The following is a 24,671-nucleotide window of genomic DNA, read 5'->3' on the forward strand; positions in this document are numbered from 1 at the left end:
CGCCATGTCGACCCCTGACGCCCTGAGCGATGACGCGCCGAGCGATGACGTCCTGAGCGGACTGGCGCCCGCCAAGATCAACCTGCTGCTGCACGTCGGGGCGGTGCAGGCCGACGGCTATCATCCGCTGGTCAGTCTGGCCGCCTTCGCCGATATCGGCGACCGGGTGACCGTGCGTCGCGCGCAGGCCCTGTCGCTGGAGGTCGAGGGGCCGTTCGCGGCCGGGCTGGAGGCGGAGGGCGACAACCTGATCATCAAGGCCTTGCTCGCGTTAGGAGAAGCGGCCGGAATCGGCGCGCCGCCCGTGGCGGTCACGCTGGACAAGCGGCTGCCTATCGCCGCCGGGTTAGGCGGAGGCTCGGCGGATGCGGGAGCGGCGCTGCGCTTGACGGCGCGCCTGCTGGGTCTCGACGTGCCGGAAGACGAACTGGAACGTCTCGCCCTCGCCGCCGGAGCGGACGGGCCCATGTGCCTGCGCTCTCGCCCGGCCTGGGCCTCCGGCGTCGGCGAGGCGCTGGAAGACGAGCCGCGCCTGCCGACCCTGCACGGCGTTTTGCTGAACCCCGGCCTGCCGTCGCCGACGGGCGCCGTCTATCGCGCCTATGACGCCGCGCCCGCCGCCGGGGCGGGTCGGCCGCCGTCGCCTGACGACTGGTCGGTCGCCTCTGTCATCGACTGGCTGTCGGCGCAGAGGAACGATCTGGAGGCGCCCGCCCTGTCGGTCACGCCGGGGATCTCAGATGCGCTGGCCGCCATGCGCGCTGCGCCAGACTGTCGCCTGACGCGGATGTCGGGCTCGGGAGCCACGGTCTTCGGCCTGTTCGATGACCGTGCGGCGGCGATCGAGGCGGCCTTCGCGCTTGATAGGCCAGGCTGGTGGTCGCGGCCGGTGGTGTTGGGCGCGCCGGATATCGAGCCGCGTTCGGTAATTTAACCGGATTTACAGCCCCTGCGGTCAAGCTGACGGCCATGACCCAGCTCACCCTTGAACAGATCGCCGCCTTTGAACGCGCCCTGGCGCGCCTGTCGCCCGCCGACCGCGCTCGCGTCGAAGAGATCAAGGACACTGCGGCCCGCGCCGCCGCCGAGGTCGCGCCTCACTGGGATTTCGGCCTGCCTGCGCGGACGGTGGACGGGATTCTGGGCGACGGCGTGAATGATGATCAGAGGCGCGGCCTGATCGCCGCCTGGGCGCTGGAATTGCCCGGCCGCATCGCCGCCGAGCGTCTGCCGCAGGCGGTTCTGGCGGGCTATCCGACCTATGTGGACCGGCTGGCGGCGCATCTCGATAGCGGGGCGGACCCGTATGACCCCGACTTCTGGGCCAAGGACGTGCGCGTCTCACTGGCGCTCAGCGTACCGGGCAGCAACACCCAGATGCTGGACCTGTCTTCGCCCGTCGGGCCCGGTCTGGTGGTGCGGCACATGCTGGGCGGACGCGGACCCGGCCCCCTGATCGCCTGGGTCCAGGCGGGCGGCTGGCGGCCCTGGCTGGAGACCCACACCGAGGCGCGCGACCTGTCGGACTTCAACGAGCCGGGCTGGGAGCGGAACTGGGCCGCCGCCGCCGCCCTGTTGCAGACACGGCCGGAACTGGCGGGCGTCATCGGCTCCAGCTGGTTTTTCGATCCGCCGCTGGAGACCATCAGCCCCCGCCTGACCTATCTACGGACGACGCCGGTGAACAACGGGGCCTTCATGATCCATCAGGGCGGCGGCGAGATTCACGACGAGCGCGCCTCCGCCTCCTCGCCCACGCGCCGCGCCTTGATCGAGACGGGCGAATACAGCGCCTGCTCCTGGCTGCTGTGCTGGCCGCGCAGGCCGCTGATCCGCTGGGCGACGCAGCAAGGCCTCATCTGAGGACGGAGCGGCTGCAAACCCCAACCTATCAGGTGCGACATCTTGGCGCGCCGTGTCCGGATTTCTTGGCTGGGCCGGGGAACGAAATCTCGTGCTCGCTTGCCGGCGGCGCTCGAGAAAGCGGGGTTCGGAGAAAAATTCTAATTTCAAACAGTCGAAGCGTGGCCGTATCGTAAAATCCTCATCGTGAAGAAGAACCTCCGTTCCGTGATTGACAGTAGTCGGAACTTTCCGGCTCAAATGCAGGTGGAGGGAGCGCCGTGAATCGACGGTCAGGGGACTATCGGGACGGACGCGCCTTTTTGTGCAGTCACCATTGCGGGGAACCATGATCAACGCGTTCAAGGCCGGTCTTCTTGTTGCAGTCGCCGGATCGGCCCTTGTCTGGGCCAGCGACGCCTCCGCCCAGGCGCCGGTCACGCCGCCCGCAGGCGGTTTCTATATGGCGGACGGATCGCGCACCGCCGATTATCAGGCGGCGTTGGCCTCCTGGCGCGAAGACGCGCAATTCTCGATCGACTATTCCAAGGCCTATCTGGGTCTGGAGCACGCCTATGCCCTAGGTCTGACGGGCAAGGGCCTGACCGTCGGCGTCAATGACGCGGGCGTCTACATGGATCACCCGCTGTTCGGCGGGGCGGGCAAGATCAAGGGCCTGAACACCGTCGTCTCTGACGACTACGGCAACGACGGTCGCATCAATCCGCGGCGCGGCTGGGAAGGTCATGGCACCCACGTCGCAGGCACTATCGGCGGCGGCCGCATGGAAGGCGAGCTGATGTTCGGCAACGCCTTCGGCGCCAACATCTATTCGGCCACGACCAACTTCGCCGCCGGCGACTTCCTGTGGTTCCGCGACGTCTATATCAACGGCGACATCGTCAGCACCGCCCAGACCAACATCATTGATCTGGCCGCCACGGGCGAGGTGCGGATTATCAACAACAGCTGGGGCTCGTCCAACAGCCTGCCCTTCGACGCTCCCGAGGCGCTGGTCCGTCAGGCGTTGGCCCGCAACTACGGCGACTTCTACAAGCCGGTTCTCGACAATGACGTCCTGGTCGTCTTCTCGGCGGGCAACGGATATGGCGCGCACGCTGGCATCGATGCGGCGACGCCGATGTTCGACCCGCGCCTGCGCGCAAACTGGCTGTCCGTCGCCAACTATACCGGCGCCCTGACCCCCAGCCCTTCGACCAGCTTCTGCGGCCAGACCGCGACCTGGTGCGTGGCCGGTCCGGGCCATCAGATCATCTCGGCGGTGCCGGGGTTTGATTTCGACTTCAACGCCATTGTCGCCATGTATCGGCCGGCGGACTACATGTCGCTGTATACGCCGACGACGGTTGCGGCGCTTCAGAACGCCGCCGTCAACCGCTTCCTGGGAACGCTGAACGCCTACCTGAACGCCAAGTTCGCTGCCGAGGCTGCGGGCCTGCCGTTCGATGAAGCCGCCGCGCGTCGCCAGGTGGCCGAGGATGCGGTCGCCATCACCCTGATCTCGGGCGGCCGGATGGGCGATCCGGACGGCTTCACCGACGTACTCGGCAGCCTGCTGACCTCGACCAACAACATGGCCATCCTGACGCCGGCCTTCTCATCCGACGTTCTGACCCAGGCCAACGCCCTGCTGATGCAGCGGCTGGAAAGCCTGATCAACTACACCGGGCCGGACTATGCGGCCTACACCGGCACCTCGATGGCGGCCCCGAACATCTCGGGCTTCGCGGCCCTGCTGATGGAGCACTTCCCTGAGTACGACACGGCCCTGATCAGCGACATCCTGCTGTCCAGCTCGCTGGACCTGGACGCGCCGGGCGTCGACCTGATGTCGGGCTGGGGGGCGCCGCAGATGGAGGTCGCGCTCAAGGGGCCGACGGCTCTGCGCGACGTTCGGGACGTCGATGTCCGCGTCGGTACGGTGGACGTGTGGAGCAACGACATCGGCGATGCGCGCGACCGCTATTCCGCCGAGGTTCTGGCCTCCTTCCCGGACGATATCGGCGGCATCGTCAAGAAGGGCGGCGGCGAGCTGATCCTGACGGGCAATAACGACTACACCGGCGCCACGCGGGTCGAAGGCGGCCTGCTGACGGTCAACGGCAGCCTGATCAACTCGACCTCTACCGTGGCCGAGCTGGGGATGCTGGGCGGCCTGGGCCGTCTGGCCGATGTGGTGGTCGAGAAGGGCGGCGTCCTGTCGCCCGGCGATACCGCCAATCCGTTCGGCACGCTGACCATCGCCAACGACCTGCTGTTCAAGGACGGCTCCTATCTGTGGATCCGCTCCAGCGTGAACGGGGCCCAGCATTCGCGGGTGGCGGTGGAAGGCGCGACCACGCTGGAAGGCGGCGAGGTCATCCTCAAGGCGGACCAAGGCGAATGGAATCTGCGCACCCGCATGAACATCCTGCAGTCGGCGGGCGGCGTGACCGGGACCTTCACCGGCGCCAAGAGCGATCTGGCCTTCCTGAAGCCGATCCTGACCTATGACGCCAACACCGTGAAGCTGACCCTGGTCCGCAACGATGTGACCATCGCCTCGGCCGGGACCACCCCGAACACGAGGGCTGTCGGCGGGGCCCTGGACGTCATGACGGCGTCGATCATCCCGGACGCGCCCGCAGGCCGTAACACGGCCCTTGAAGACGCTATCCTGGACGGCAGCTTCGACAATGTGCGCGGCGCGCTGAACAGCCTGACCGGCGAGGTCCACGCGACCCTGGCGGGCGTGGCGACGGGCGACTCGCGCTTCATTCGCGACGCCATGCTGACGCGCGGCCGCAACGGCACGACGGAGGCGACCGACGGTCGCGGCGTCGCCGTCTGGGCTTCGGGCGTCTTCGGCAGCGGGCGTCAGGACAACGGCGAACTGGCCGGCTTCCGCAGCGAAACCTCGGGCTATCTGGCCGGGGTCGAGAAGACGCTGAACGGTCGCGCTCATATCGGCGTCGCGGTTGGTGAAAGCCAGTCGGAAATCCGCGCCAACCGCCTGAGCTCGACGGGTGAGGTCAAGACCCAGCACATCGGCGTCTACGGCGCCGCCAGCCTGGGCGCCTTCGACTTCCGTCTGGGCGGCGCCTGGATGGACTCGCGCACCCGCACCGACCGGACGGCCTCGCTGAACCGCTTCAACGAGCAACTGACCGGCCGCTACGACGGCGAGGCCTGGCAGGCCTATGGCGAGGTGTCCTGGCGCAAGCCGATCATGGGCTCGACGGTTCTGGAGCCGTACCTGAACTACACCCGTGTCGAGTATGATGCGGACGTGGTCGAGCGCGGCGGCGACGCGGCCCTGTCGGGCCAGGTCTCCCAGACCTCGGACCTGCTGACGGCCGGTCTGCGCACCGAGACCTATCTGGCGGGCGGCAACGGCCGTCCGGCGCTGTCGGCGGTGGGCCATCTGGCCTGGACCGAAGACCTGAGCGGCGACGGCCCCGTGTTCAACGCGGCCTTCGCGGACGGTCCGGTCTTCCGCATCGAAGGCGCCGATCTGAACTCGGGCGCGCTGCAGGCGGGCCTGGGCTTCAACATCGAGGCGAACAAGTCGACCAATATCGAGGTCGGCTACTCGGGCGTCTTCAACGACAACTACAAGGATCATCGCCTGACCGGCCGCGTCAGCTTCCGGTTCTGATCAGTGCGGACGCCGGGGCTTCGGTCCCGGCGATCCTGACGGACAGACGCCGTCGCCCTCAGCGGGCGGCGGCGTTTTTCTTTAGGCGTGATGAGCGGAGTTGGCGCCGCCGCTCACGCGCTCCCACGCCTCGCCGACCGGCAGGATCTCCAGCCCCGCCGCCTTGGCCAGGCGGATCAGGCGGTCGAGGTCTTCGGGCGCGCAGCCGTAGGGGGTCGGCGCGCTCTCGACGTCATGACCATAGGCGATCAGCCAGCCGGGCGCCTCGGCCGCGCGGGCGACCAGCGCCTCCAGGTCGTAGTGGGGCAGGCGGCGCGACTCCAGGCCGATGGCCTGAAGGTTGGCCCGGTCGGCGCGCCCGGCGTTGACCCCGTCGCGCACGCCGCGGCCCAGCAGGAACCGCTCGTCGATCACCGCCTTGGCGCCTAAAGCCACGTCGCCGAAGGGCCAGGCGAAGGTGGTCATGACGTGGCCGTTCAGCCGCTCGCCCACCCATTCGGCGTTGCGCGCCAACTGGTCCGTCAGTTCGGCGGGGCTCAGGCGCAGGGCGCTGACGTGGTCGAATGTGTGGCAGCCGACTTCATGCCCGGCCTCATGCGCGGCCAGCAGGTGCTCGACCTCGAACTGGGCCTTGCCGATGTTCTCGCCGCCGCACAGGCCGCCCGCGACGTAATAGGTCGCCCGGACCCCGTGTTCGGCCAGGATCGGCCCCGCCTCGGTCCAGGCGCTGGCCGGGAAGTCGTCGAAGCTGAGGCTGAGAATGCCGCGCGCAGGCGCGACCGTCACCGGCCTGACGCCCATATAGCGCGCCGCCCGACGGCGCATCTGATCGATCCGTTGCTGCATCATGGCCGCCTTCTAGCGCATCCGCGCTTGCAGAAGGGTGAAGGATTGCGCCGCCTCGCCTTGCTGGCGAAGCGTGGCGGCCCTATGGTCCGCGCCTCCCGAAATCGGACCGAAATGTCGACCGTGGCCGCTGCTGAACCTCTATCGTTTCAGGACCTGATCCTGACCCTGCACCACTATTGGAGCGAGCAGGGCTGCGCCATCCTGCAGCCCTATGACATCGAGGTCGGCGCCGGCACCCTGCACCCGGCCACCGTGCTGCGGGCGCTGGGCAAGAAGCCGTGGAAGGCCGCCTATGTCCAGCCGTCGCGCCGCCCCGGCGACGGCCGCTATGGCGAGAACCCCAACCGGTTGCAGCACTATTATCAGTATCAGGTCATCCTGAAGCCGAACCCCGACAACCTGCAGGAGCTGTATCTGAACTCCCTGCGCGCCATCGGCATCGACCCCAGCCTGCACGACATCCGCTTCGTCGAGGACGACTGGGAGAACCCCACCGTCGGCGCCTGGGGCTTGGGCTGGGAGGTCTGGTGCGACGGCATGGAGGTGACGCAGTTCACCTATTTCCAGGGCGTCGGCGGCATCGAGGTCGACGTCGTCTCGGGCGAGCTGACCTACGGGCTGGAGCGTCTGGCCATGTATGTTCAGGGCGTCGACAACGTCTATGACCTGAAGTTCAACAAGGAGGGGCTCACGTATGGCGAAGTCTTCCTCGAGAACGAACGCCAGCAGTCGGAAGCCAATTTCCACGGCTATGACGTCGCCGCGCTGAAGCGCCGCTTTGAGGACATGGAGCGCGAGGCCGCCCACTTCCTGACCATGAAGGGGCCGCAGGGCCAGCCGCTGGTGCTGGCCGCCTATGACCAGGTGCTGAAGGCTTCGCATCTGTTCAACCTGATGGACGCCCGCGGCGCCATCGCCGTCGCCGAACGCCAGAGCTACATCGGCCGCATCCGCGACCTGTGCAAAGCCTGCGCCCTCGCTCAAGTCGAACACGAACGGGCGACCGCCTGATGTCCCAGCTTCTCCTCGAAATCTTCTCCGAAGAAATCCCCGCCCGTATGCAACAGGGCGCCGCGCGCGATCTGGAGCGCATGGCGTCCGACCGTCTGAAGGCCGCGGGCCTGAGCTGGGACGCGCTGACGACCTATGCCGGGCCGCGCCGCCTGACGCTGGTCATCGACGGCCTGCCCGCCGCCACGCCCGACCGCAACGAAGAGTTGAAGGGGCCGAAGACCTCGGCCCCGGCGCAGGCGCTGGAAGGCTTCCTGCGCAAGACCGGCCTGACGCAGGACCAACTGGTCGAGCGCGACGGCGTCTGGTTCGCCGAAATCAGCAGCAAGGGCCGCGCGACCACCGAGGTCGTGGCCGAGAGCGTCGACGACATCATCCGCCACTTCCCCTGGCCCAAGTCGATGCGCTGGGGCACGGGCACCCTGCGCTGGGTGCGGCCGATCAAGCGCATTCTGGCCCTGTTCGACGGGGCGGTGATCCCGTTTGAGGTGGATGGCATCCAGAGCGGCGACGTGACCGAGGGCCACCGCTTCATGGGCGCGGGCCAGCCGTTCGCGGTCAAGGACTTCGCCGACTACCGTACCAAGCTGGAGCGCAACTTCGTCCTGCTGGACGCCGCCGACCGCAAGCTGCGCATCCTCGAGGGCGCCAAGGCCGTCTGCGCGGCCAAGGGGCTGGCTCTGGTCGATGACGACGGCCTGCTGGACGAGGTGTCGGGTCTGGCCGAATGGCCGACGCCGATCCTGGGCGACATGGACCCGCAGTTCCTGGCCCTGCCGCCGGAAGTGGTCCAGCTGTCGATGAAGGTGCACCAGAAGTATTTCGCCGTGCGCGAACCGGGCAAGGAAGGCCTGGCCCCCCACTTCGTCGTCGTCGCCAACGTCGAGGCGACCGACGGCGGCGCGGCCCTGGCCGCAGGCAACGCCAAGGTGCTGTCGGCGCGTCTGAGCGACGCCGAGTTCTTCTGGACCGAGGACCAGAAGGTCGGCTTCGACGCCTGGAACGCCAAGCTGAAGGACGTCACCTTCCACGCCAAGCTGGGCACGCTGGCCGAGCGCGTCGACCGTATCGCGGCGCTGGCGCGCGAGATCGCCCCGCTGGTCGGCGCCGATCCGGCGCAGGCCGAACAGGCCGCGCGCCTGTCCAAGGCCGACCTGGCCTCGGGCATGGTGGGCGAGTTCCCGGAACTGCAGGGGATCATGGGCGGCTACTACGCCCGTCTGGCCGGTCAGCCCGACGCCGTGGCCGACGCCATCCGCGACCACTACAAGCCGCAGGGGCCGGGCGACACCGTCCCGACCTCCCCGGTCACGGTCGCCGTCGCCATGGCCGAAAAGCTGGACACCCTGGTCGGCTTCTTCGCCATCGACGAAAAGCCCACGGGCTCGAAGGACCCCTACGCCCTGCGCCGCGCCGCGCTGGGCGTGATCCGGCTGGTGCTGGAGAATGGGGTGCGCGTCGAGCTTTCGAATATCGTCATCCATGCAGGGCGGCGACTAATGGCTCAGCAGTTGGCTGGCCGCGCCGACAAGCTTGAGGCTTTCTTGGAGCCGCTTCGCAAGAGCGGCGACTTGGCAGACGATGGGCTGTTGCAACAGCTTTCAAGCGTATCTCAAAAGACTGCCGGTGTGCTTGTCGTTGATACCGTTGAGAAAACGCCGCCTCAGGAGTGGGAGCGTCGACGCTCCCTCGATTTTGGGTTGTTTGTAATGGACCGCCTGACCGTCCTCCTGCGCGACAAGGGCCAGCGCCACGACCTTGTGGCGGCCGTCTTCGCTCTGGGCGACGACGATCTGGTGCGGATCGTGCGTCGGGTGGAGGCGCTGGCCGCCTTCCTGGCGACGGACGACGGGGCGAACCTGCTGGCGGGCTACAAGCGCGCCGCCCAGTTGCTCAAGGCCGAAGAGAAGAAGGGACCGCTGCCGGCAGGCGCCGTCGCCACCGGCCTGCCGAACCAGCCGGCGGAAGAGACCGCCCTGGCCTTCGCCGCCGCCGCCGCCGCCTCGGCTGTGGACGCCGCGCTGGAGGCCGAGGACTTCGCCGCCGCCATGACGGCCCTGGCGCGCCTGCGCGCTCCGGTCGACGCCTTCTTCACCGCCGTCATGGTCAACTCCGACGTGGCCGAAGAGCGCGAAAACCGCCTGAAGCTGCTGGGCCAGGTGCGCGGCGTCATGAACCGCGTCGCCGACTTCGGCCAGATCGCGGGCTGACGCGCTCAAGCAGCCGAAGGCGTTAGCGCACGACAATGCGCTCAAGCAGCCGAAGGCGTTAGCGCATAAAACCATCCTTCTCCCCTTGTGGGAGAAGGATCAGGCTACGGCATAGCGGGCGGTGATCCCGTCCGGCTGGAAGTCGTGCTGCGCCAGCCGGTCCAGCGAGGCCAGAACGCGGGCGAGGAAATCCTCCGGGTCGCCGTCCTCGATCGCCGGGCGCAGCCAGTCGGTGACGACGGCGCGCGCCGGATAGGTCCCGACCGGGCCGGGGACGCTCAACGCGACCTCTATCCCCTCGGCGATCCAGCCCGCCACAGTGACGAAGAAGTCCATGCCCGCCAGAAAATCCGAGCGGCGCAGCACATACAGGGTGATCACCCCATCCTCGACCCCGTCGGGCCGCACGATGACGCCGCTGCGGTCCGGCCGCCAGTCATCCGACAGTTCGACCGCCCGCCAGAGGCAGAACCACACGCGACACGTCTGCGGCCGGATTGCGTGCACCGAACACCCGGCCCCGTCCACGCAATAGCCGCACAACTCGCCCGTCGGCTTGGCCAGTTCGGGCAGGTCCAGCGGGATCACGCGGCAGCACTCGACGCAACCGCCGCAGGTCCGGTTGGGAAGGAGGGGAAGGCTCATGCGCGCCCCTTAGCTGAAAATCCGGCGAAAAGCGCCCGTGTCAACGGAGGCGGCCGGCAATCAATTGTACAACAATCTGACCATAAGGTTCGACAAGGGCTTGCTCATTCCGGGGTGTCGCAATAGGAATGTCAGGCGCAGGATGGTGAAACCGCTGGCTGGGCAGCGTGGGGGCGGTGGAGGCTAGGCTTTTGGGAACAACGGACAAAACTGCGAACGCGTCGGATGCGGCCGTATCGGCCGTGTCCGCGGCGGACGACCTGGCCCAGGTCCTGCGGATCCGCATCCAGAAAAGCGAGCTGGCCCCCGGCGAATGGCTGCGCGAGGTCAAGCTGTGCAATGAATTCGGGGTCGGGCGCTCCATCGTGCGCCGGGCGCTGCGGACGCTGGCCGACGACGGCCTGATCGAGATCGAGGAAAATCGCGGCGCCTGCGTGTCGGCCACGACGGTTGAAGAGGTGTTTGACCTCTATGAGGTGCGGGCGGCGCTGTACGGTCTGGCGGCGCGTTTCGCCTGTCTGCGCGGCTCGGACGCCGTGATCCGCAGCATCCTTGAAAAGATCGACGCCCTGCTGGCTCAGGCGGCGGAAACCGCGCCGGCCGAGCAGATCATAGAGACCAGCGAGGCCATCTTCAGCCAGATGGCCGACTGCGCCAGCGTCGACGCCCAGCGCATGATCGAGGCGGTGCGGCGCAAGACGCGCTTCCACTTCTCCTATGTGGCCCTGGCGATCAACGCTCAGGGGCCGGGGCCGTTTGAATACTGGCGCAAGGTGCGCGAGGGGCTGGAGGCGCGCGACGCCGAAAAGGCCAGCCAGGGCGCGCGCGACATCCTCTACTACATGCAGGGCGAGGTCGCCCGCATCATGCTGGCGCGCGGACCGCGCCTGAGGACCGAGCCGCCGGCCGCGCAACCGACGGCGTCGAAAAGGGCGTCGACCAGGAAAAGAGGAGGGGGCTGATGCCGCGCATGATCTCGCGCCTGGCCGGGGCGGGCATGGCCGCTGCGGCGCTCCTGTTCACGACGGGTTGCGCGGCAGGCGTCGCGCAGACGCAGGCGGCGTCGACCGTCGCGCCGACCTTAGCGGACGAGGGGCGGACGCAGGCGCTGCTGGACTATCTGCGGTCGCAGAACACGACCGGCTTCCTCGTCATCGAGGACGACCGCACCCTGATCGATCAGGCGTGGAGCCCGCCGGTCGGCGACCGGATGTTCTCCGCCTTCCTGTATGGGCATACGGCCGATGGGGTTCTGCTGGAGGATGTGGCGTCCCAGCAGAAGAGTTTTATCGCCGTTCTGGCGGCGGTCGCGGTCGACAAGGGGCTGCTGGACGTCGATCAGCCGGTCAGCCGCTATCTGGGCGCGGGCTGGTCCAAGGCCACGCCCGAGCAGGAAGGGCGCATCACGGTCCTGCATTTGCTGAACATGACCTCGGGCCTGGACGAGGGCTTCGCCTATACCCATCCTGCAGGCGACCAGTTCTTCTACAACACCCCTGTCTACGCCGTGACCAAGCGGGTGCTGACGGCCGCGTCGGGTCAGTCGCTGGACGCCATGACCCGCGCCTGGCTGACCGATCCGCTGGGGATGAAGGACACCGACTGGCGTCGCCGTCCGGCGGCCCTGGCCTCGGCTGGCAACGACACGGCGCTGGTGACCACGCCGCGCGACATCGCCCGTCTGGGCCTGATGGTGTTGAGCGGCGGCCTGGCGCAGGACGGGACGCGGGTGGTGTCGCAGGCTCAACTGGCGGCCATGTTTGAACGCTCCCAAGCCAATCCGGCCTATGGGCGCCTGTGGTGGCTGAACGGCGCCGACTATGCCGTGCGCGGCGTCGATCGCCGGACCGAGGGGCCCCTGATCGCTGCGGCGCCGATGGATCTGGTGGGGGCTTACGGCCTGTTTGAACGGCGCCTTTACATCGTGCCGAGCCGCCATCTGGTGGTGGTCCGCACGGGGGCGGCCGCCATCGACAAGGACTTTGATCAGCAGCTCTGGCTGCGGTTGATGAAGGTGCTGGGCGACCGCCCGGCGTCCGCGCCCGAATCTTAAAACGCCGCGCCTTTTCAGACGAAATTCCGCTCGTGTTTCGGTCGCAAGGGAATTTTCCTGATCGGCGCCGTGGTGTCCGGGGGCTGGGCCTTTGCAGTCTTCCCGATGATCGACAGCGGATCGCCAGTTCAGGTCGTCGCCGCCATCACGGTGCAACTGCTGTTCATCAGCCTGATGTATGGACCCCAGGCGGCCCTGTTCGCCGAGCTGTTTCCCAAGTCGATCCGCTATTCCGGCGCCTCCCTGGGCTATCAGGTCGGAGCGGTCGTGGGGGGCGGCTTTGCGCCCATCATCGCCACGGCCCTGTTCGCGCGCTACGAATCCAGCCTGTCTATTTCCATCTATCTGGCCGCCATGTGCGCCGTGTCCTTCCTGAGCGTGATCCTGCTGGGCCAGCGGCTGCGTCAGGGCATGGCCGAGTAATGCGCGTCGACAGCGCCCGCCTGTCAGAGATCAAGGAGACTGTCATGATTGATGCAAGCCGACGTCGTTTTCTGGGAACCAGCGCCCTGCTGTCCGTGGGCGGGGCCGTCAGCCTGGGCGCCTCGTCAGCGACCGCATCGACCCGTTTACAGGCCCCAACCTCGGCCGGCTTTGACGCCAAGGTCGAGGACGACCTGCGCCGCTATGTCGACTTCGGCATCAAGCAGGCGGGCGGCGAGGGAGACAACGCCTGCGGGGAGTGGATGGCGGCCGAACTGACCGCCGCAGGCTATGCCGTCGAGCGCCAGTATTATGACGTCCCCTATTTCGAGGCGACGGCGGCGGAACTGACGATGGGAGAGGCGCGCGCCGCCCTCTATCCTCAGCCGATCGTCATCTCGACGGGGCCGCAGGGCGTGTCCGGGCCGCTGGTGCGGGTTGATGCGCGCGGCGCCTACGCCGGATCGCTTGAAGGGGCGATCGCCCTGGTGGACCTGCCGTTCGGGCGCTGGTCCACCATGATCATTCCGGCGGCGCGCCGTCCGGTCGAAGCGGCCTTCGCCGCCGGGGCCAGGGCCGTGGTCGCCATCACCAACGGCCCGACCGGCAAGGTGATCGCCCTGAACGCCGATGGGCGCAAACCCATGTTCAGCGGTCCGGTGGCCCTGCTGGCGCCCGAGGACGCCGGGGCGTTCCTGACCGGCACCGTCACCCGTCAGGAGGCGCGCCTGACCCTCGACGGCGCGGGCGGCCATCGACCGGCCTTCAACTTCGTCGGCCGTGTCGACCGGGGCAAGGGGCGCTGGCTGGCCGTATCGACGCCGCGTTCCGGCTGGTTCACCTGCGCGGCCGAGCGCGGCGGCGGGGTGGCGGCCTGGCTGGCGCTGGCGCGCTGGCGCGCTGGGCGGCGAAGGGCCTGCCGGACCATGACCTCGCCTTCGTCTGCAACACGGGTCATGAGTATGAGTATCTCGGGGCGTCCGAGGCGATGAAGAAGATCGCCCCGCCCCCGGCCGACACCCGGTTCTGGCTGCACCTGGGAGCCAACTTCGCCGCGCGCGACTGGCACGAACTGCCCGGCTATCTGGAGCCCCTGCCCAGCGTGGACAGCCAGCGCTATCTGTCGATCTCGCCCGAGTTCCTTCCTCTAGCCCGCAGCCTTTTCGCCGGACAGCCGGGGCATGAGGCGCCGGTCTCCAGCGCCGTGATGACGGCCGGAGAACTCGATGAGGTCGTGCGCGCCGGTTATGCGCCCGCCGCCGGCACCTTCGGCATTCACCGCTACCACCACGTGGCCGAGGACGATGCGCGCTGCATCGACGTGGCGGCGACCCGGACGGGGGCCGAGGGCTTCCGCCGCCTGATCGAGGCGGTTCTGGCGACGTCTGCCTGAGACGCCGCGTCTGTTGTTCCATCATGAGTAGGAGTTTGCAGGGATGTTGCTGAAGGACCGAGTGGCGATCGTGACGGGTTCGGGCGGGGGTCTGGGCCGCTGTCACGCGCTGTATCTGGCCTCGCAAGGCGCGCGGGTCGTGGTCAATGATCTGGCCGAGGCGGCGGCGCAGGGCGTGGTCGACGAGATCGTCGCGGCGGGCGGTCAGGCGATGGCGGCGGCCGGGTCGGTGACCGACGTGGACGCGGTCCAGGCGATGGTCGATGCGGCGATGCAGGCCTGGGGCCGGATCGACATCCTGGTCAACAACGCCGGCATCCTGCGCGACAAGAGCTTCGCCAAGATGACGATGGACGACTTCCGACTGGTGGTGGACGTGCACCTGATGGGCGCCGCCATCTGCTCCAAGGCGGTGTGGGAGATCATGCGCGCCCAGACCTACGGCCGCATCGTCATGACCACCTCCTCGTCGGGCCTGTACGGCAACTTCGGCCAGGCCAACTACGGCGCGGCCAAGCTGGCCCAGGTCGGGCTGATGCAGACCCTGGCCATCGAAGGCGCCAAATACGACATCAAGGTCAACGCCCTGGCCCCGACGGCGGCGACGCAGATGACGGCGGGCATCCTGTCCGAAGAGGTGCTGAAGGCGCTGGACCCGGCCCTGGTCAGCCCCGGCCTGCTGGCCCTGGTCAGCGAGGACGCCCCGACGCGGGCCATCCTGTGCGCGGGCGCCGGCCACTTCGCCACGGCCAACATCACCCTGACGCAGGGCGTGCGCATCGGCGGGGCCGAGGACGCCGGCGAACAACTGATCGCGCGCTGGGCCGAGGCCACCGACCGCACCGGCGAGGCGGTCCCCGCCTTCGGCTTCCAGCAGGCGGCCCAGGAAATGGCCTCGGCGGGCGTGGAAGGCCCGGTGACGGCATGAGGCGCGACGCCCTCCAGATTCTGAACGGCGGTGCTTTTTTAATCAGCAGAGGTTGGAGCTGCGGCGCTTAGCCTGGTCAAAAAGGGCAGGACCGCTTCGCGCCAGCGTTCGGGCGTTTCCAACGCCGTCGCCGTGCCTGTCACCAGATCTCTTTCGCGCCAGTCGGGTCTGCGTTTCAGCAGACGGGCGCCGTGAGCATGAACGGGATCGCCACGACTGGACAACACCAGCGTCGGGGCGACGATGGCGTCCAGGATGTCGGCCATGTCCCAGGCATAGGCGGCGGCATGGCCGTGATCGGCGCTCGCGTCGTTCACATGATGGGCGATGATGGCCAGGTGCAGTCCGGCGACGGAGAGGTTGGGGTCCGCCATCCCTCGCATGAAACGCCAGCGCGATGTGAAATGGCCGCCGCCCTCTTCGGGCGCATGGGCGTGGTGCGGCAGGGCCAGACGTTGGGCGCGTTCTGCGGCGCTGTAGAAGGGCGGATTGTCGAGGATCAGGCCGCTTGTCCTGTCAGGTCGGGCGGCGGCGAAGGCGGCGGCGATCAGCGCCACGGTGTGATGTCCCGCGATCACGGCGTCCGGAACGTCGAGGCTGTCGAACACGATGGCCAGGTTGTCGGCGTAGTCGTCGATGGCCGGTGGAGCGGACGGGCGGTCGGAGAGGCCGTAGCCCGGCGTATCGGGCGCGATGATCCGCCAGCCGGTCTGCGCCAGCAAGGGGGCCAGGCGGTGGAACTGAACCCCGCTCCACGGCGTCTGGTGCAGCAGAAACAGGGGGCGGCCGGAGCCCCACTCGCGCAGGTGGACCTGCCCCCAGAGGCCGTCGACATAGCGGCGACGCCCGCTGGTCCAGGCGGAGTTCATGTTCGGGAGGTCAACGGGATGAGCCTCTGGCCCAGCAACCGCCCAAACGTCAGGGCGGGCGTCGCCATCATGCCTCCGCAGACGGCGCGTCCCATGGTCTGGCTTGCGCCCAGCAGTTCGCCTGCGGCCCACAGCCCCGGTATGGCCGAGCCGTCCGGGCGGATCACCTGAAGCTGGTCGTTGACGGCCAGGCCGACCGCGCTGCTGACCGCCGCGCCCTGCACCCGTATGGCGTAGAAGGGGCCCTGCGCGATCGGGAGAGGCAGATGGCGGCGGCCCAGGAAGTCGTTGCCGGAATGGACGCCGTAATTATAGCCGCGCACGGCGCGCATCAGGCCGTGCGCGTCGACGCCCGCCGCCGAGGCCAGATTCGTCAGATCGTCCGCCTTGTAGAAGAAGGGACGGTCTTCCTCGAACAGGGCGCGGATTTCGTCGGCGTCGAAGCCGGCGATGAAGGGCGGCGCTTCGCTCAGGATCCGCTCGTCGAACACGACCCAGTAACGTTGCTCGGGCTGCTCCAGCAGGGCGTTTTCGCGGGCATCGACAGACTCCATGTCCTCACGCACGAAGCGGTCGCCGTGGGCATTGACGTAGATCTCCCACGGCGGACGACGCTGGGGATAGGTGTTCAACCGGCCGACCATGCCGGGGCGCGGTCCTTCGCCGTCCAGCAGGAAGCCGAAGTTGATGAAGAAGTTCTCTCGGCCGCGCAGCCATCCGCCGACGCTGCAGCCCAGCCGGTGCCCGACGCCCTGCGAATAGGCATAGGGCAGATTGGTGTAGAGGGGGACGCCGTTCATGGCCTGATAGACGTCGGGCGAGGCGGAATAGCCGCCCGTCGCCAGCACGGTCTGGGCGGCCTCGAAATGATGTTCGGCGCTGTGAGCGTCGCGGGTCGCAACCCCGGTCACGGCGCCGCCGGGGTTGGTCGTCAGGCTCAGCGCTTCATGGCCCAGGCGCAGGCTGATCCGGCCGTCTGCGACGGCCTGCTCGATGCGCGGGATCATGACGTCGCGCAGCGAGGCGCCGCCGTTTCGGCCCCAGTAGTAGCGGGCTCGCGAATAGGGCTCGTGGCCGACGCCGTCGACCGGACAGGCGGGATCGACGTCGAAACCCTGTTCCATCAGCCAGTCGAACGTCTCGGCGGCGTTCCATACCGCCAGCCGCACCAGGGCCTCGTTCACCGTGCCTCGGCTCAAGCGCATGACATCGTCGAAATGCGCCTGGGCGTCGTCTTCGATCCCCTTGTCGCGCTGCAGGCGCGTGCCCGCCGCGCTCAACTGGCCGTTTGCGACCCAGAGTGTTCCGCCCAGCACATCGGCGTGGTCGATCAACAGGACGCGGGACGCACGTTCCGCCGAGAAGATGGCTGCCGCCATACCGGCGGCGCCGCCGCCGACGATGATGAGGTCCCAGGGAGCGGCGCCTGAGGTCATGTTCAACGCAGGGTCATTTCTTCGTAGACCGGTACGCGGTGGCGGATCTTCACATGGCCGACCCTGGGCGCATAGGCGAACAGGTCTTGGTGCTCGATCAGGAACAGGGAGGGCGCCGCCTCGCGGTACAGACGGCCCAGCGCCTGATAGGCCTTCAACCGCTCGTCATCATCCATGATCTCTCGCGCGATCTTCAGCTTGTCGGTGATTTCCGCGTCGCAGAAGAAGGGCGTTGGCCGCATGCAGGAGAAGTCCTCCATCGCGCGAGTGACATCATAATACTGGAAGCTGTTCCATGACAGGGCCAGCGCCTCGCCCGACCAGTTGTTGGTCTGATACTTCACCAGGAAGTCCGGCATGGTCATGACCTTGAGGCGGGTGTCGACGCCGACGGCGCGCCAGTATTCGGCCACGGCCTGGGACATCATGTCGTCGCCCGGCGCCGCGTCGGTCAGGACCTCCATCGTCAGATTGAAGCCGTTCGGGTAACCGGCCTCGGCCAGCAGACGGCGCGCCTTGGCGGGGTCGTAGGGGTAGGGCGCGATGGTCGGGTCGTAGCCGAACACCCCCTTGGCCGCAGGCTGGCCCGACGGCTTGGCGTTTTCCGGCAGCAGGGAGGCGATCGCCTCCTTGTCGACGGCGTAGTTGAGCGCCTGACGCACGCGAACGTCGCGCAGGGGCGAGGCCGGATCGCCGCCCACATTGCGGAAGGAGTAGGCCTTCACCTGCATGGCGGGGGTGTAGAGGACGTGGAAGCCGTTGCGCTCCAGCCGCTCCGTCTCCTCCAGGTCGACCAGCGACAGGTCCACATCGCCCGACAGCAGAGCCTGTGTCCGCCCCGCCGCGCTCGGCAGTTCATAGAAGACCACGCCGTCGATCGTCGACGGGCGCCATGATTTCGGGTTTCGGGCCAGGGTCAGGCGGCGGGTGCGCTGGTCCCAGCCGGTCATGACGAAGGCGCCGGTGCCGACCGGCTTCTGGGCGTAGGCGTCCATGCCCATATCGGCCAGGGCCTTCGGCTCGATCATCATGATGGCGGCCAGGCGGCGCGGCAGGACCGGATCAGGCCGTTCGGTGCGGATCTCCAGCTCCAGCGGCGCGACGGCGCGCGCTTCGATGATGCCGCGGGCTTCGGAGCCGATCAGGCTGCGCTTGCCCTGATCCGAGCGCAGGAAGGCGAAGACCTCGGCCGCAGCCTGGGCGTCGAACGGGCGATCGTTGGAGTAACGCACGCCTTCGCGCAGCTTGAAGCGCCAGACCGTCGGTTCGACCAGCGTCCATTCGGTCGCCAGACCCGGCCCCAGCTGGTCGTTGTCGTCGATGGCGGTCAGGCCGTCGTAGATGGCCAGCCACAGCAGGGAGCCGGGACGGCTGTTGCCCCGGAACGGATTGCCCAGACTGGAGGGCAGGCTGCCGGCGGCGACGCGCAGCACCTGGCTGCCGGTCGCAGGCGTCGGCTTGTTCGCGCCGCCCTGGCCGCAGGCGGCGACAAGGACGGCGCCCAGACAGGCGGCGATGAAGAGGCGAAGGCGTTTCGGCGTCATGAGGGGGACTGCTCCTGCATGAGGGCGTTCGCGCCGATGATGTCCATCACGCCGGCCAGCGCCTCGTCCGAGATCGGCCCGCCGGCTTCCAGGGCGGCGCTCAGGCGCGGGTCGGCCAGTGCGGCGGCCGGGTTGAGGGCGGCGGCCAGCAACAACCGCGTATAGGCGCTCTTGGGGTGGTAGAGGACCTCTGCGACCGGCCCCTGTTCGACGACCTGACCGCCTTCGATGACGCAGACGTGGTCGGCCATGCGGCGCACGCTGCGCATGTCGTGCGAGACGAACAGCATGGCCAGATTCAGCCGCTCCTTCAGCTCCAGCAGTAGGGCGGAGACCTTGTCCTGATTGGCGAAGTCCAGGGCCGACAACGCCTCGTCGGCGATCAGCAGGCGCGGCTCCATGGACAGGGCGCGGGCGATGGCGACGCGCTGTTTCTGCCCGCCGGACAGGGCGGAGGGCCGCAGGTCCAGCAGACGATGGTCCAGATGAACGAGGTCCATCAGTTCTTCGACCCGCCGCCGTCGCGCCGCGCCGTCCAGCTTGCCCACCACGATCAGCGGTTCTTCCAGCACGGTGCGGATCGACTGGCGCGGATTCAGACTGGCGCCGGGGTCTTGAAAGACCATCTGGATGCCGTGCAGCATAGTCTTGGAGCGTTTGCCCAGAGGCGGCAGGGCGACGCCTTCAAACAGGATTTCTCCCTCGGCGGGCGTCGCCAGCCCGGCGACGGCGCGGACCAGGGTCGACTTGCCCGATCCCGACTCGCCGACGATGGCCATGACCTGACCGGGCGCCAGGTCGAAACCGGCGCCGCGCAGGACGAAGCGGCGGTCACGTCCGCTGCCGTAAGCGACCCCCAGGTTCTGAATCGACAGAAGCGGCGCGGTCATGCCCGTCTCCCCAGGTGGGCGGCGTCCCGCAGGCTGCGGGTGAAGGGATGCCGGGGCTCGTACAGCACCTGCGCCGTGGGGCCTTCCTCGACGATCTCGCCTTCCAGCATGACGGCGATGCGGTCGCAGACGGCGCCGGCGGCGGCGATGTCGTGGGTGATCATCAGGGCGGCCGCCTGCTGGGCCTGACGCCGCAACAGGGCCAGAATCTGCAACTGGACCGTCGGGTCCAGCGCCGTGGTCGGCTCGTCGGCCAGGATCAGCGCGGGCTGATTGATCAGCGCCAGGCCGATCATGGCGCGTTGGCGTTGCCCGCCCGACAACTGGTGCGGGAAGGCGTCGACGCAGGCGTCGGCGCCCGGCAGGCGCATGGCGCGCAGGGTTTCGACGGCCAGGGCGCGGGCGGCCGCCTTGTCGAGGCCGCGATGACGACGCGCCGACTCGATCAGAATGGAGCCGACCGTCTTCACCGGGTTGAACGAGGACAGGGGGTCCTGGAACACCATGCCGATCCGACCGCCGCGCACGGCGCGCCATTCCGCCTCGGCCAGATTGTCGATGCGGCGGCCTTCCAGATGAATCTCGCCGCCCGCGACGCGCACGCCCGGCGGAACCAGGCCGCCGACGGCGAAGCAGGTCAGGGTCTTGCCCGACCCCGACTGGCCGACCAGGCCGACGATCTCGCCGCGGCGGATCGTCAGGTCGAGGTTGGGGATCAGGACGCGGCGGGGGGCGACGGTCTCCAGCCTCAGCTTGCGGATATCCAGCACCATTTCGTGCGCCGTGTTCAGCTCAGCAACGCTCATCGGGTCAGATTCCGCAGGTGCTGGCCCACGCTGTGGGCGGCCACGATGATGATGACCATGGCGAAGGCGGGGCCCAGCGTCAGCCACGGGGCCTGCAGCATGAAGGCGCGCCCTTCGCTCAACATGGCGCCCCAGGTCGCGGCCCCCAGCGGTGCGCCGATGCCCAGGAAGGACAGGGCGCTTTCAGCCACGATCATCTCGGCGAAGTGGAAGACCACCAGCACCGACAGCGTCGGGACCAGGGCCGGCAGAACGTGGTGGGCGTAAAGACGCGCGACGCTCATGCCGGTCATTTCGGCGGCCTGGACGTATTCGCGCTGAAACAGGCTGCTGGCCTCGGCGTAGACGACGCGGGAGAAGACCGGCCAGGTCACCAGGCCGAGCGTCAGTGTGACCGCCCAGAAGCCGCTGTCGCCCAGCAGGGCGATCACCGTCACCGCCATGACGAAGGACGGAAAGGACTGGGTGAAGGTGGTCAGCAGCTTCAGGGCGCCGCCCAGCCAGGCGCCCTTGTGCGCCGCCGCCAGGCCGAAGGTCGTGCCGATGCTGAAGGCGATCAGGGTAGCGCACAGGGCCGACCCTACCGACCAGCGCATCCCGTTCAGCAGGCGCGCCAGCACGTCGCGCCCCAGTTCGTCCGTTCCCAACAGATGGCCCGGCGCCAGCGGCGCGGCCAGACGCATAGACAGATCGATGGCGCGGTGATCGTGGCCGGACAGGGCGTCGCCGAAGATCATGACGGCGAGGCAGAACAGGCCCACCACGCCGGCGCCGACAATGGCGGGGGACAGGCTGCGGCTCATGATGCAGCCCTCGCGCGGCTGCGTATGCGCGGGTCCAGCAGGGCCTGCACCGCCTCGGTGACGGCGTTGCTGAGGAAGACGCTGACCACCATGACGAAGACAACGGCCTGCACCACGGGGAAGTCCAGGTTCAGCGTGGACTGCACCAGCAGCCAGCCGATGCCGGGCCAGGCGAAGATGGTCTCGATGACCACCAGACCCGTCAGCATGAAGGCCAGTTCAGCCCCGATCAGGGCGACGGCGCCCAGCAGGGCGTTGGGCAGAACATGGCGCCACAGGATCTGGTTTTCGGACGCCCCGGTCGAGCGGGCGGTGCGCACGAAGTCGGCGGCCAGGGCGGCATGAGTGTTGGCCTCGACCACGCGGATCAGCTTGGGGGCCAGGAAGGAGACGACCGAGATCACCGGCAGCACCCAGGTCGCCGGTCCGCCGTAGCCGATCGAGGGCAGCCATTCGAGCCCGGCGGCGAACAGGTTGATCAACAGCAGGGCGATGACGAAACCGGGAAATCCCTGCATCACCGTCAGCACGCCGCGCACCGCACGACGCGCCGCCCCGGTGCGCTTCTGCCCCAGCCAGGCGCCCAGCGGCAGGGAGATCAGCAGGTTCAGACTCAGCGCCATTGCGGCCAGGAACAGGGTGGCGGGCAGGGAGGCCAGCACCTTGCCCAGAGCCGGGCTTCCATCGGTCAGCGACTTGCCGAAGTCGCCCTGAAGCAGCCGCAGCATGGTCTGGCCGTACTGAACGATCAGGCTCCTGTCGAAACCGTACTCGACGCGGATCGCCTCGATCTGAGCCGGAGAGGCGCCTTCGCCCGCGATGACCAGGGCCGGGTCGCCGGTCAGCCGCAGCAGGAAGAACAGCACTGTCATTGCGGCGATCAGGACAAAGGCGAAGTCCCTCAAGCCGCCAAGCATACGAGAAGAGGAAAACATCAGGTGCGGCGGCTCGCTTTGCTGCGGGCCGAAACGCTCGGTAGAGGCTTGGGCATGTCCTGAACGGTCTCCGCCGCAGAGTCGTATCTAAGTTAAGACATCATCCTTAGGGTAAGCGAAGCGCCTGTCAACGGCGCTCAATCTCCGGACTTGAGATCGCCGAGCACATCTTGCGTATCCTGCCCCAGCTTCGGCGGCGGGGCGTCGTATCGCACCGGCGTCTTCGACAGGCGGATGGGCGAGGCGACCGTGCGGATCGGATCGGCCAGATCGGGCCGGGTCTGTTCGACCGTCAGGCCGCGATGGATGGCCTGAGGCTCGGCGAACACCTGATCGATGGTGTTGACGGGGCCGCAAGGCACGCCCGCCGCCTCCAGCGCCTGCATCAGCCCCTGCATGGTGAAGCCGGCCGTCTTCGTCGCGATCAGCGGACCCAGCGCCTCGCGCTCAGCGACCCGCAGGGCGTTGGTGGCGAAGCGATCCTCGACCTCCAGCCCCAGGGCGCCGCACAGGGCGCGGAACTGGCCGTCGTTGCCCACGGCGATGATCACCATCCCGTCGGAACAGGCGAAGGGCTGATAGGGGGCCAGATTGGGGTGGGCGTTCCCCATCCGCGTCGGCGCCTTGCCGGACACGAAGTAGTTGGTCGCCTGATTGGCCAGCATGGCCGCCTGAACGTCGAACAGGGCGATGTCCACGTGCTGGCCCTCGCCGGTCGCGCGCGCATGCCACAGGGCGGCCAGTATGGCGTTGGAGGCGTAAAGGCCGGTGAACAGATCAACGACCGCCACCCCGACCTTCATCGGCTCGGCGCCCGGCGCGCCGTCGGGCTGGCCGGTGATGGACATCAGCCCGCCCATGGCCTGGATCATGTAGTCATAGCCCGCGCGGTGCGCGTCCGGTCCGTCCTGGCCGAAGCCGGTGATCGAGCAGTAGACCAGCCTCGGATTGATCGCCGCCAGCGCGGCGTAATCGAGGCCGTACTTCTTCAGCCCGCCGGTCTTGAAGTTCTCGACCACCACGTCGCAGGTCGCGGCCAGACGGCGCACGGCCTCGGCGCCTTCCGGGCTGGCGATGTCCAGTTCGACCGACTTCTTGCCCCGGTTGGCGCACAGGAAATAGGCGGCGTCGCCGGGCGCGCCGTCGGCCGTGGTGGTGAAGGGCGGGCCCCAATGGCGGGTGTCGTCGCCGGCGCCCGGCCGTTCGATCTTGATGACCTCGGCCCCAAGATCGGCCAGGGTCTGCGTCGCCCAAGGCCCCGCCAGCACCCGCGACAGGTCCAGAACCCGCACGCCGTGAAGCGGGCCGCAGGCGGTCTCGGAAATCGCGGGGCTGGGGGTCATGACAGTCTCCTGATCAGAAGGCGGCTTCGCCGGTGATGGCGCGGCCCAGGATGAGGGCGTGGACGTCGTGGGCGCCTTCATAGGTGTTGACGGTTTCCAGGTTCATGGCGTGGCGCATGACGTGCAGTTCGCCGGTGATCCCGGCCCCGCCGTGCATGTCTCGGGCCTCGCGCGCGACAGCCAGGGCCTTGCCGCAGTTGTTGCGCTTCATCAGGCTGATGGCCTCGGGAACCCAGGCCCCTGTGTCCAGCAGGCGGCCCAGGGCATAGGCGCCCTCGAAGCCGAGGAAGATCTCGGTCTGCATGTCGGCCAGCTTCTTCTGCACCAGCTGGCGCGCCGACAGCGGGCGGCCGAACAGGGTGCGCTCGGCCACATAGTCGCGGCTGGCGTGGAAGCAGAATTCCGCCGCGCCCATCGCCCCCCAGGCGATGCCGAAACGCGCCTTGTTCAGGCAGGAGAACGGCCCGCGCAGACCCTGCACGCCCGGCAGGATGTTGGCTTCCGGCACGAAGACGTCGTTCAGGCCGATGTCGCCGGTGATCGAGGCGCGAAGCGACAGCTTGTCGCCGATCTTGCCCGTGGTGAAGCCGTCGAAATCGCGCTCGACGATGAAGCCCCGGATGGTCCCGTCCAGCTTGGCCCAGACGATGGCCAGGTCGCTGATGGGCGAGTTGGTGATCCAGTATTTGCCGCCGTTCAGGCGATAGCCGCCGTCGACCGCCACCGCCGTGGTCTTCATCGACGCCGGGTCGGACCCGCCGTCGGCCTCGGTCAGGCCGAAACAGCCGACCAGTTCGCCCGCCGCCATCTTGGGCAGGAACTTCATCTTCTGCTCTTCGGAGCCGAAGGCGTAGATCGGGTACATGGCCAGCGACGACTGCACGCTCATGGCCGAGCGATAGCCGCTGTCGATCGCCTCGACCTCGCGCGCGATCAGGCCATAGGCGACGTGCGACGCTTCGGAACCGCCGTACTGTTCCGGCAGCATGGCGCCGAGGAAGCCCATCTCGCCCATCTCCGTCATGATGGCGCG

22 protein-coding genes are annotated in these 24,671 nt (G+C 68.2%); 11 read left to right on the forward strand and 11 right to left on the reverse strand.

The window, feature by feature from the left end:
• Positions 1 to 4: 4 nt before the first annotated feature.
• The 3 genes from H556_RS0112225 to H556_RS0112235 all read left to right on the forward strand — a co-directional run bounded on the left by H556_RS0112225 (position 5) and on the right by H556_RS0112235 (position 5,500).
• Positions 5 to 934, forward strand: a complete 930-nt coding sequence (locus H556_RS0112225) for a 4-(cytidine 5'-diphospho)-2-C-methyl-D-erythritol kinase (RefSeq protein ID WP_051130268.1) — start codon at positions 5 to 7, stop codon at positions 932 to 934.
• Positions 935 to 969: 35 nt separating this feature from the next.
• A complete protein-coding gene (locus H556_RS0112230) occupies positions 970 to 1,863 on the forward strand; it encodes a hypothetical protein (protein ID WP_024354707.1) in 894 nt (297 codons plus the stop codon).
• A 328-nt stretch (positions 1,864 to 2,191) separates the two neighbouring features.
• A complete protein-coding gene (locus tag H556_RS0112235) occupies positions 2,192 to 5,500 on the forward strand; it encodes an autotransporter domain-containing protein (RefSeq protein WP_024354708.1) in 3,309 nt (1,102 codons plus the stop codon).
• Positions 5,501 to 5,581: 81 nt separating this feature from the next.
• On the opposite strand, the gene H556_RS0112240 is transcribed toward H556_RS0112235, so the two are convergent.
• On the reverse strand, positions 5,582 to 6,349 hold the full coding sequence (locus H556_RS0112240; RefSeq protein ID WP_029673595.1) for a polysaccharide deacetylase family protein: 768 nt from the start codon (positions 6,347 to 6,349) through the stop codon (positions 5,582 to 5,584).
• Positions 6,350 to 6,460: 111 nt separating this feature from the next.
• Between H556_RS0112240 and H556_RS0112245 the strand changes: the two genes are divergently transcribed.
• Complete coding sequence (locus H556_RS0112245; RefSeq protein WP_003165881.1) at positions 6,461 to 7,360, forward strand: glycine--tRNA ligase subunit alpha; 900 nt, start codon at positions 6,461 to 6,463, stop codon at positions 7,358 to 7,360.
• Positions 7,360 to 9,570: a glycine--tRNA ligase subunit beta gene (gene glyS / locus H556_RS0112250; RefSeq protein ID WP_024354711.1), complete on the forward strand. Its 2,211-nt coding sequence runs from the start codon at positions 7,360 to 7,362 to the stop codon at positions 9,568 to 9,570. Before H556_RS0112245 ends, glyS begins: the two co-directional genes overlap by 1 nt.
• A gap of 99 nt (positions 9,571 to 9,669) precedes the next feature.
• On the opposite strand, the gene H556_RS0112255 is transcribed toward glyS, so the two are convergent.
• Positions 9,670 to 10,215: a hypothetical protein gene (locus tag H556_RS0112255; protein ID WP_024354712.1), complete on the reverse strand. Its 546-nt coding sequence runs from the start codon at positions 10,213 to 10,215 to the stop codon at positions 9,670 to 9,672.
• Positions 10,216 to 10,457: 242 nt separating this feature from the next.
• Between H556_RS0112255 and H556_RS15910 the strand changes: the two genes are divergently transcribed.
• The 6 genes from H556_RS15910 (at position 10,458) to H556_RS0112280 (ending at position 15,012) form a co-directional block, all read left to right on the forward strand.
• Positions 10,458 to 11,177 carry a GntR family transcriptional regulator gene (locus tag H556_RS15910; RefSeq protein WP_024354713.1) on the forward strand — a complete coding sequence of 240 codons (720 nt, stop codon included), beginning with the start codon at positions 10,458 to 10,460 and terminating at the stop codon, positions 11,175 to 11,177.
• Positions 11,177 to 12,268 (forward strand): serine hydrolase domain-containing protein, encoded by a 1,092-nt coding sequence (locus tag H556_RS0112265; RefSeq protein WP_024354714.1) that lies wholly within the window; start codon positions 11,177 to 11,179, stop codon positions 12,266 to 12,268. Before H556_RS15910 ends, H556_RS0112265 begins: the two co-directional genes overlap by 1 nt.
• Before the next feature lie 72 nt (positions 12,269 to 12,340).
• A complete protein-coding gene (locus tag H556_RS0112270; RefSeq protein WP_211216127.1) occupies positions 12,341 to 12,691 on the forward strand; it encodes an MFS transporter in 351 nt (116 codons plus the stop codon).
• 44 nt (positions 12,692 to 12,735) lie between these two features.
• Positions 12,736 to 13,683 (forward strand): hypothetical protein, encoded by a 948-nt coding sequence (locus H556_RS15740; protein WP_155802481.1) that lies wholly within the window; start codon positions 12,736 to 12,738, stop codon positions 13,681 to 13,683.
• The gene (locus H556_RS15915; protein ID WP_051130270.1) at positions 13,680 to 14,084 is read left to right on the forward strand and encodes a hypothetical protein; all 405 of its coding nucleotides are present in this window, start codon (positions 13,680 to 13,682) and stop codon (positions 14,082 to 14,084) included. The genes H556_RS15740 and H556_RS15915 overlap by 4 nt, the downstream gene beginning before the upstream one ends.
• A gap of 43 nt (positions 14,085 to 14,127) precedes the next feature.
• On the forward strand, positions 14,128 to 15,012 hold the full coding sequence (locus H556_RS0112280) for an SDR family NAD(P)-dependent oxidoreductase (RefSeq protein WP_024354716.1): 885 nt from the start codon (positions 14,128 to 14,130) through the stop codon (positions 15,010 to 15,012).
• 38 nt (positions 15,013 to 15,050) lie between these two features.
• Here H556_RS0112280 and H556_RS15920 read toward each other — a convergent pair whose 3' ends face one another.
• The 9 genes from H556_RS15920 to H556_RS0112325 all read right to left on the reverse strand — a co-directional run.
• On the reverse strand, positions 15,051 to 15,881 hold the full coding sequence (locus H556_RS15920) for an alpha/beta fold hydrolase (RefSeq protein WP_024354717.1): 831 nt from the start codon (positions 15,879 to 15,881) through the stop codon (positions 15,051 to 15,053).
• Positions 15,878 to 17,317: an FAD-dependent oxidoreductase gene (locus H556_RS0112290; protein ID WP_035303012.1), complete on the reverse strand. Its 1,440-nt coding sequence runs from the start codon at positions 17,315 to 17,317 to the stop codon at positions 15,878 to 15,880. The genes H556_RS15920 and H556_RS0112290 overlap by 4 nt, the downstream gene beginning before the upstream one ends.
• Positions 17,318 to 17,319: 2 nt before the next feature.
• Positions 17,320 to 18,861 (reverse strand): ABC transporter substrate-binding protein, encoded by a 1,542-nt coding sequence (locus tag H556_RS0112295; RefSeq protein WP_024354719.1) that lies wholly within the window; start codon positions 18,859 to 18,861, stop codon positions 17,320 to 17,322.
• Entirely contained in the window at positions 18,858 to 19,751 is an 894-nt protein-coding gene (locus tag H556_RS0112300; protein ID WP_024354720.1) for an ABC transporter ATP-binding protein, read from the reverse strand. Before H556_RS0112300 ends, H556_RS0112295 begins: the two co-directional genes overlap by 4 nt.
• Positions 19,748 to 20,557 (reverse strand): ABC transporter ATP-binding protein, encoded by an 810-nt coding sequence (locus tag H556_RS0112305; RefSeq protein ID WP_024354721.1) that lies wholly within the window; start codon positions 20,555 to 20,557, stop codon positions 19,748 to 19,750. The genes H556_RS0112300 and H556_RS0112305 overlap by 4 nt, the downstream gene beginning before the upstream one ends.
• Entirely contained in the window at positions 20,554 to 21,360 is an 807-nt protein-coding gene (locus H556_RS0112310) for an ABC transporter permease (protein WP_024354722.1), read from the reverse strand. Before H556_RS0112310 ends, H556_RS0112305 begins: the two co-directional genes overlap by 4 nt.
• Positions 21,357 to 22,295, reverse strand: coding sequence for an ABC transporter permease (locus H556_RS0112315; RefSeq protein ID WP_081602762.1), 939 nt, complete (start codon positions 22,293 to 22,295; stop codon positions 21,357 to 21,359). Before H556_RS0112315 ends, H556_RS0112310 begins: the two co-directional genes overlap by 4 nt.
• A 137-nt stretch (positions 22,296 to 22,432) precedes the next feature.
• Positions 22,433 to 23,638, reverse strand: a complete 1,206-nt coding sequence (locus H556_RS0112320) for a CaiB/BaiF CoA transferase family protein (RefSeq protein WP_051130271.1) — start codon at positions 23,636 to 23,638, stop codon at positions 22,433 to 22,435.
• A gap of 13 nt (positions 23,639 to 23,651) precedes the next feature.
• Positions 23,652 to 24,671 (reverse strand): acyl-CoA dehydrogenase family protein (locus tag H556_RS0112325; RefSeq protein WP_024354724.1); only part of this gene is annotated, 1,020 nt, incomplete at its 5' end.

It is taken from the genome of Brevundimonas naejangsanensis DSM 23858 (assembly GCF_000421705.1).
In the GTDB taxonomy this organism is placed as follows: Bacteria; Pseudomonadota; Alphaproteobacteria; order Caulobacterales; family Caulobacteraceae; genus Brevundimonas; species Brevundimonas naejangsanensis.

What these genes read in the sequence shown, in the direction of transcription:
- H556_RS0112225 (WP_051130268.1), top strand. Translation starts at nt 5, where the DNA reads ATGTCGACCCCTGACGCCCTGAGCGATGACGCGCCGAGCGATGACGTC.
- H556_RS0112230 (WP_024354707.1), top strand. Translation starts at nt 970, where the DNA reads ATGACCCAGCTCACCCTTGAACAGATCGCCGCCTTTGAACGCGCCCTG.
- H556_RS0112235 (WP_024354708.1), top strand. Translation starts at nt 2,192, where the DNA reads ATGATCAACGCGTTCAAGGCCGGTCTTCTTGTTGCAGTCGCCGGATCG.
- H556_RS0112240 (WP_029673595.1), bottom strand. Translation starts at nt 6,349, where the DNA reads ATGATGCAGCAACGGATCGATCAGATGCGCCGTCGGGCGGCGCGCTAT.
- H556_RS0112245 (WP_003165881.1), top strand. Translation starts at nt 6,461, where the DNA reads ATGTCGACCGTGGCCGCTGCTGAACCTCTATCGTTTCAGGACCTGATC.
- glyS (WP_024354711.1), top strand. Translation starts at nt 7,360, where the DNA reads ATGTCCCAGCTTCTCCTCGAAATCTTCTCCGAAGAAATCCCCGCCCGT.
- H556_RS0112255 (WP_024354712.1), bottom strand. Translation starts at nt 10,215, where the DNA reads ATGAGCCTTCCCCTCCTTCCCAACCGGACCTGCGGCGGTTGCGTCGAG.
- H556_RS0112265 (WP_024354714.1), top strand. Translation starts at nt 11,177, where the DNA reads ATGCCGCGCATGATCTCGCGCCTGGCCGGGGCGGGCATGGCCGCTGCG.
- H556_RS15740 (WP_155802481.1), top strand. Translation starts at nt 12,736, where the DNA reads ATGATTGATGCAAGCCGACGTCGTTTTCTGGGAACCAGCGCCCTGCTG.
- H556_RS15915 (WP_051130270.1), top strand. Translation starts at nt 13,680, where the DNA reads ATGAAGAAGATCGCCCCGCCCCCGGCCGACACCCGGTTCTGGCTGCAC.
- H556_RS0112280 (WP_024354716.1), top strand. Translation starts at nt 14,128, where the DNA reads ATGTTGCTGAAGGACCGAGTGGCGATCGTGACGGGTTCGGGCGGGGGT.
- H556_RS15920 (WP_024354717.1), bottom strand. Translation starts at nt 15,881, where the DNA reads ATGAACTCCGCCTGGACCAGCGGGCGTCGCCGCTATGTCGACGGCCTC.
- H556_RS0112290 (WP_035303012.1), bottom strand. Translation starts at nt 17,317, where the DNA reads ATGACCTCAGGCGCCGCTCCCTGGGACCTCATCATCGTCGGCGGCGGC.
- H556_RS0112295 (WP_024354719.1), bottom strand. Translation starts at nt 18,861, where the DNA reads ATGACGCCGAAACGCCTTCGCCTCTTCATCGCCGCCTGTCTGGGCGCC.
- H556_RS0112300 (WP_024354720.1), bottom strand. Translation starts at nt 19,751, where the DNA reads ATGACCGCGCCGCTTCTGTCGATTCAGAACCTGGGGGTCGCTTACGGC.
- H556_RS0112305 (WP_024354721.1), bottom strand. Translation starts at nt 20,557, where the DNA reads ATGAGCGTTGCTGAGCTGAACACGGCGCACGAAATGGTGCTGGATATC.
- H556_RS0112310 (WP_024354722.1), bottom strand. Translation starts at nt 21,360, where the DNA reads ATGAGCCGCAGCCTGTCCCCCGCCATTGTCGGCGCCGGCGTGGTGGGC.
- H556_RS0112315 (WP_081602762.1), bottom strand. Translation starts at nt 22,295, where the DNA reads ATGTTTTCCTCTTCTCGTATGCTTGGCGGCTTGAGGGACTTCGCCTTT.
- H556_RS0112320 (WP_051130271.1), bottom strand. Translation starts at nt 23,638, where the DNA reads ATGACCCCCAGCCCCGCGATTTCCGAGACCGCCTGCGGCCCGCTTCAC.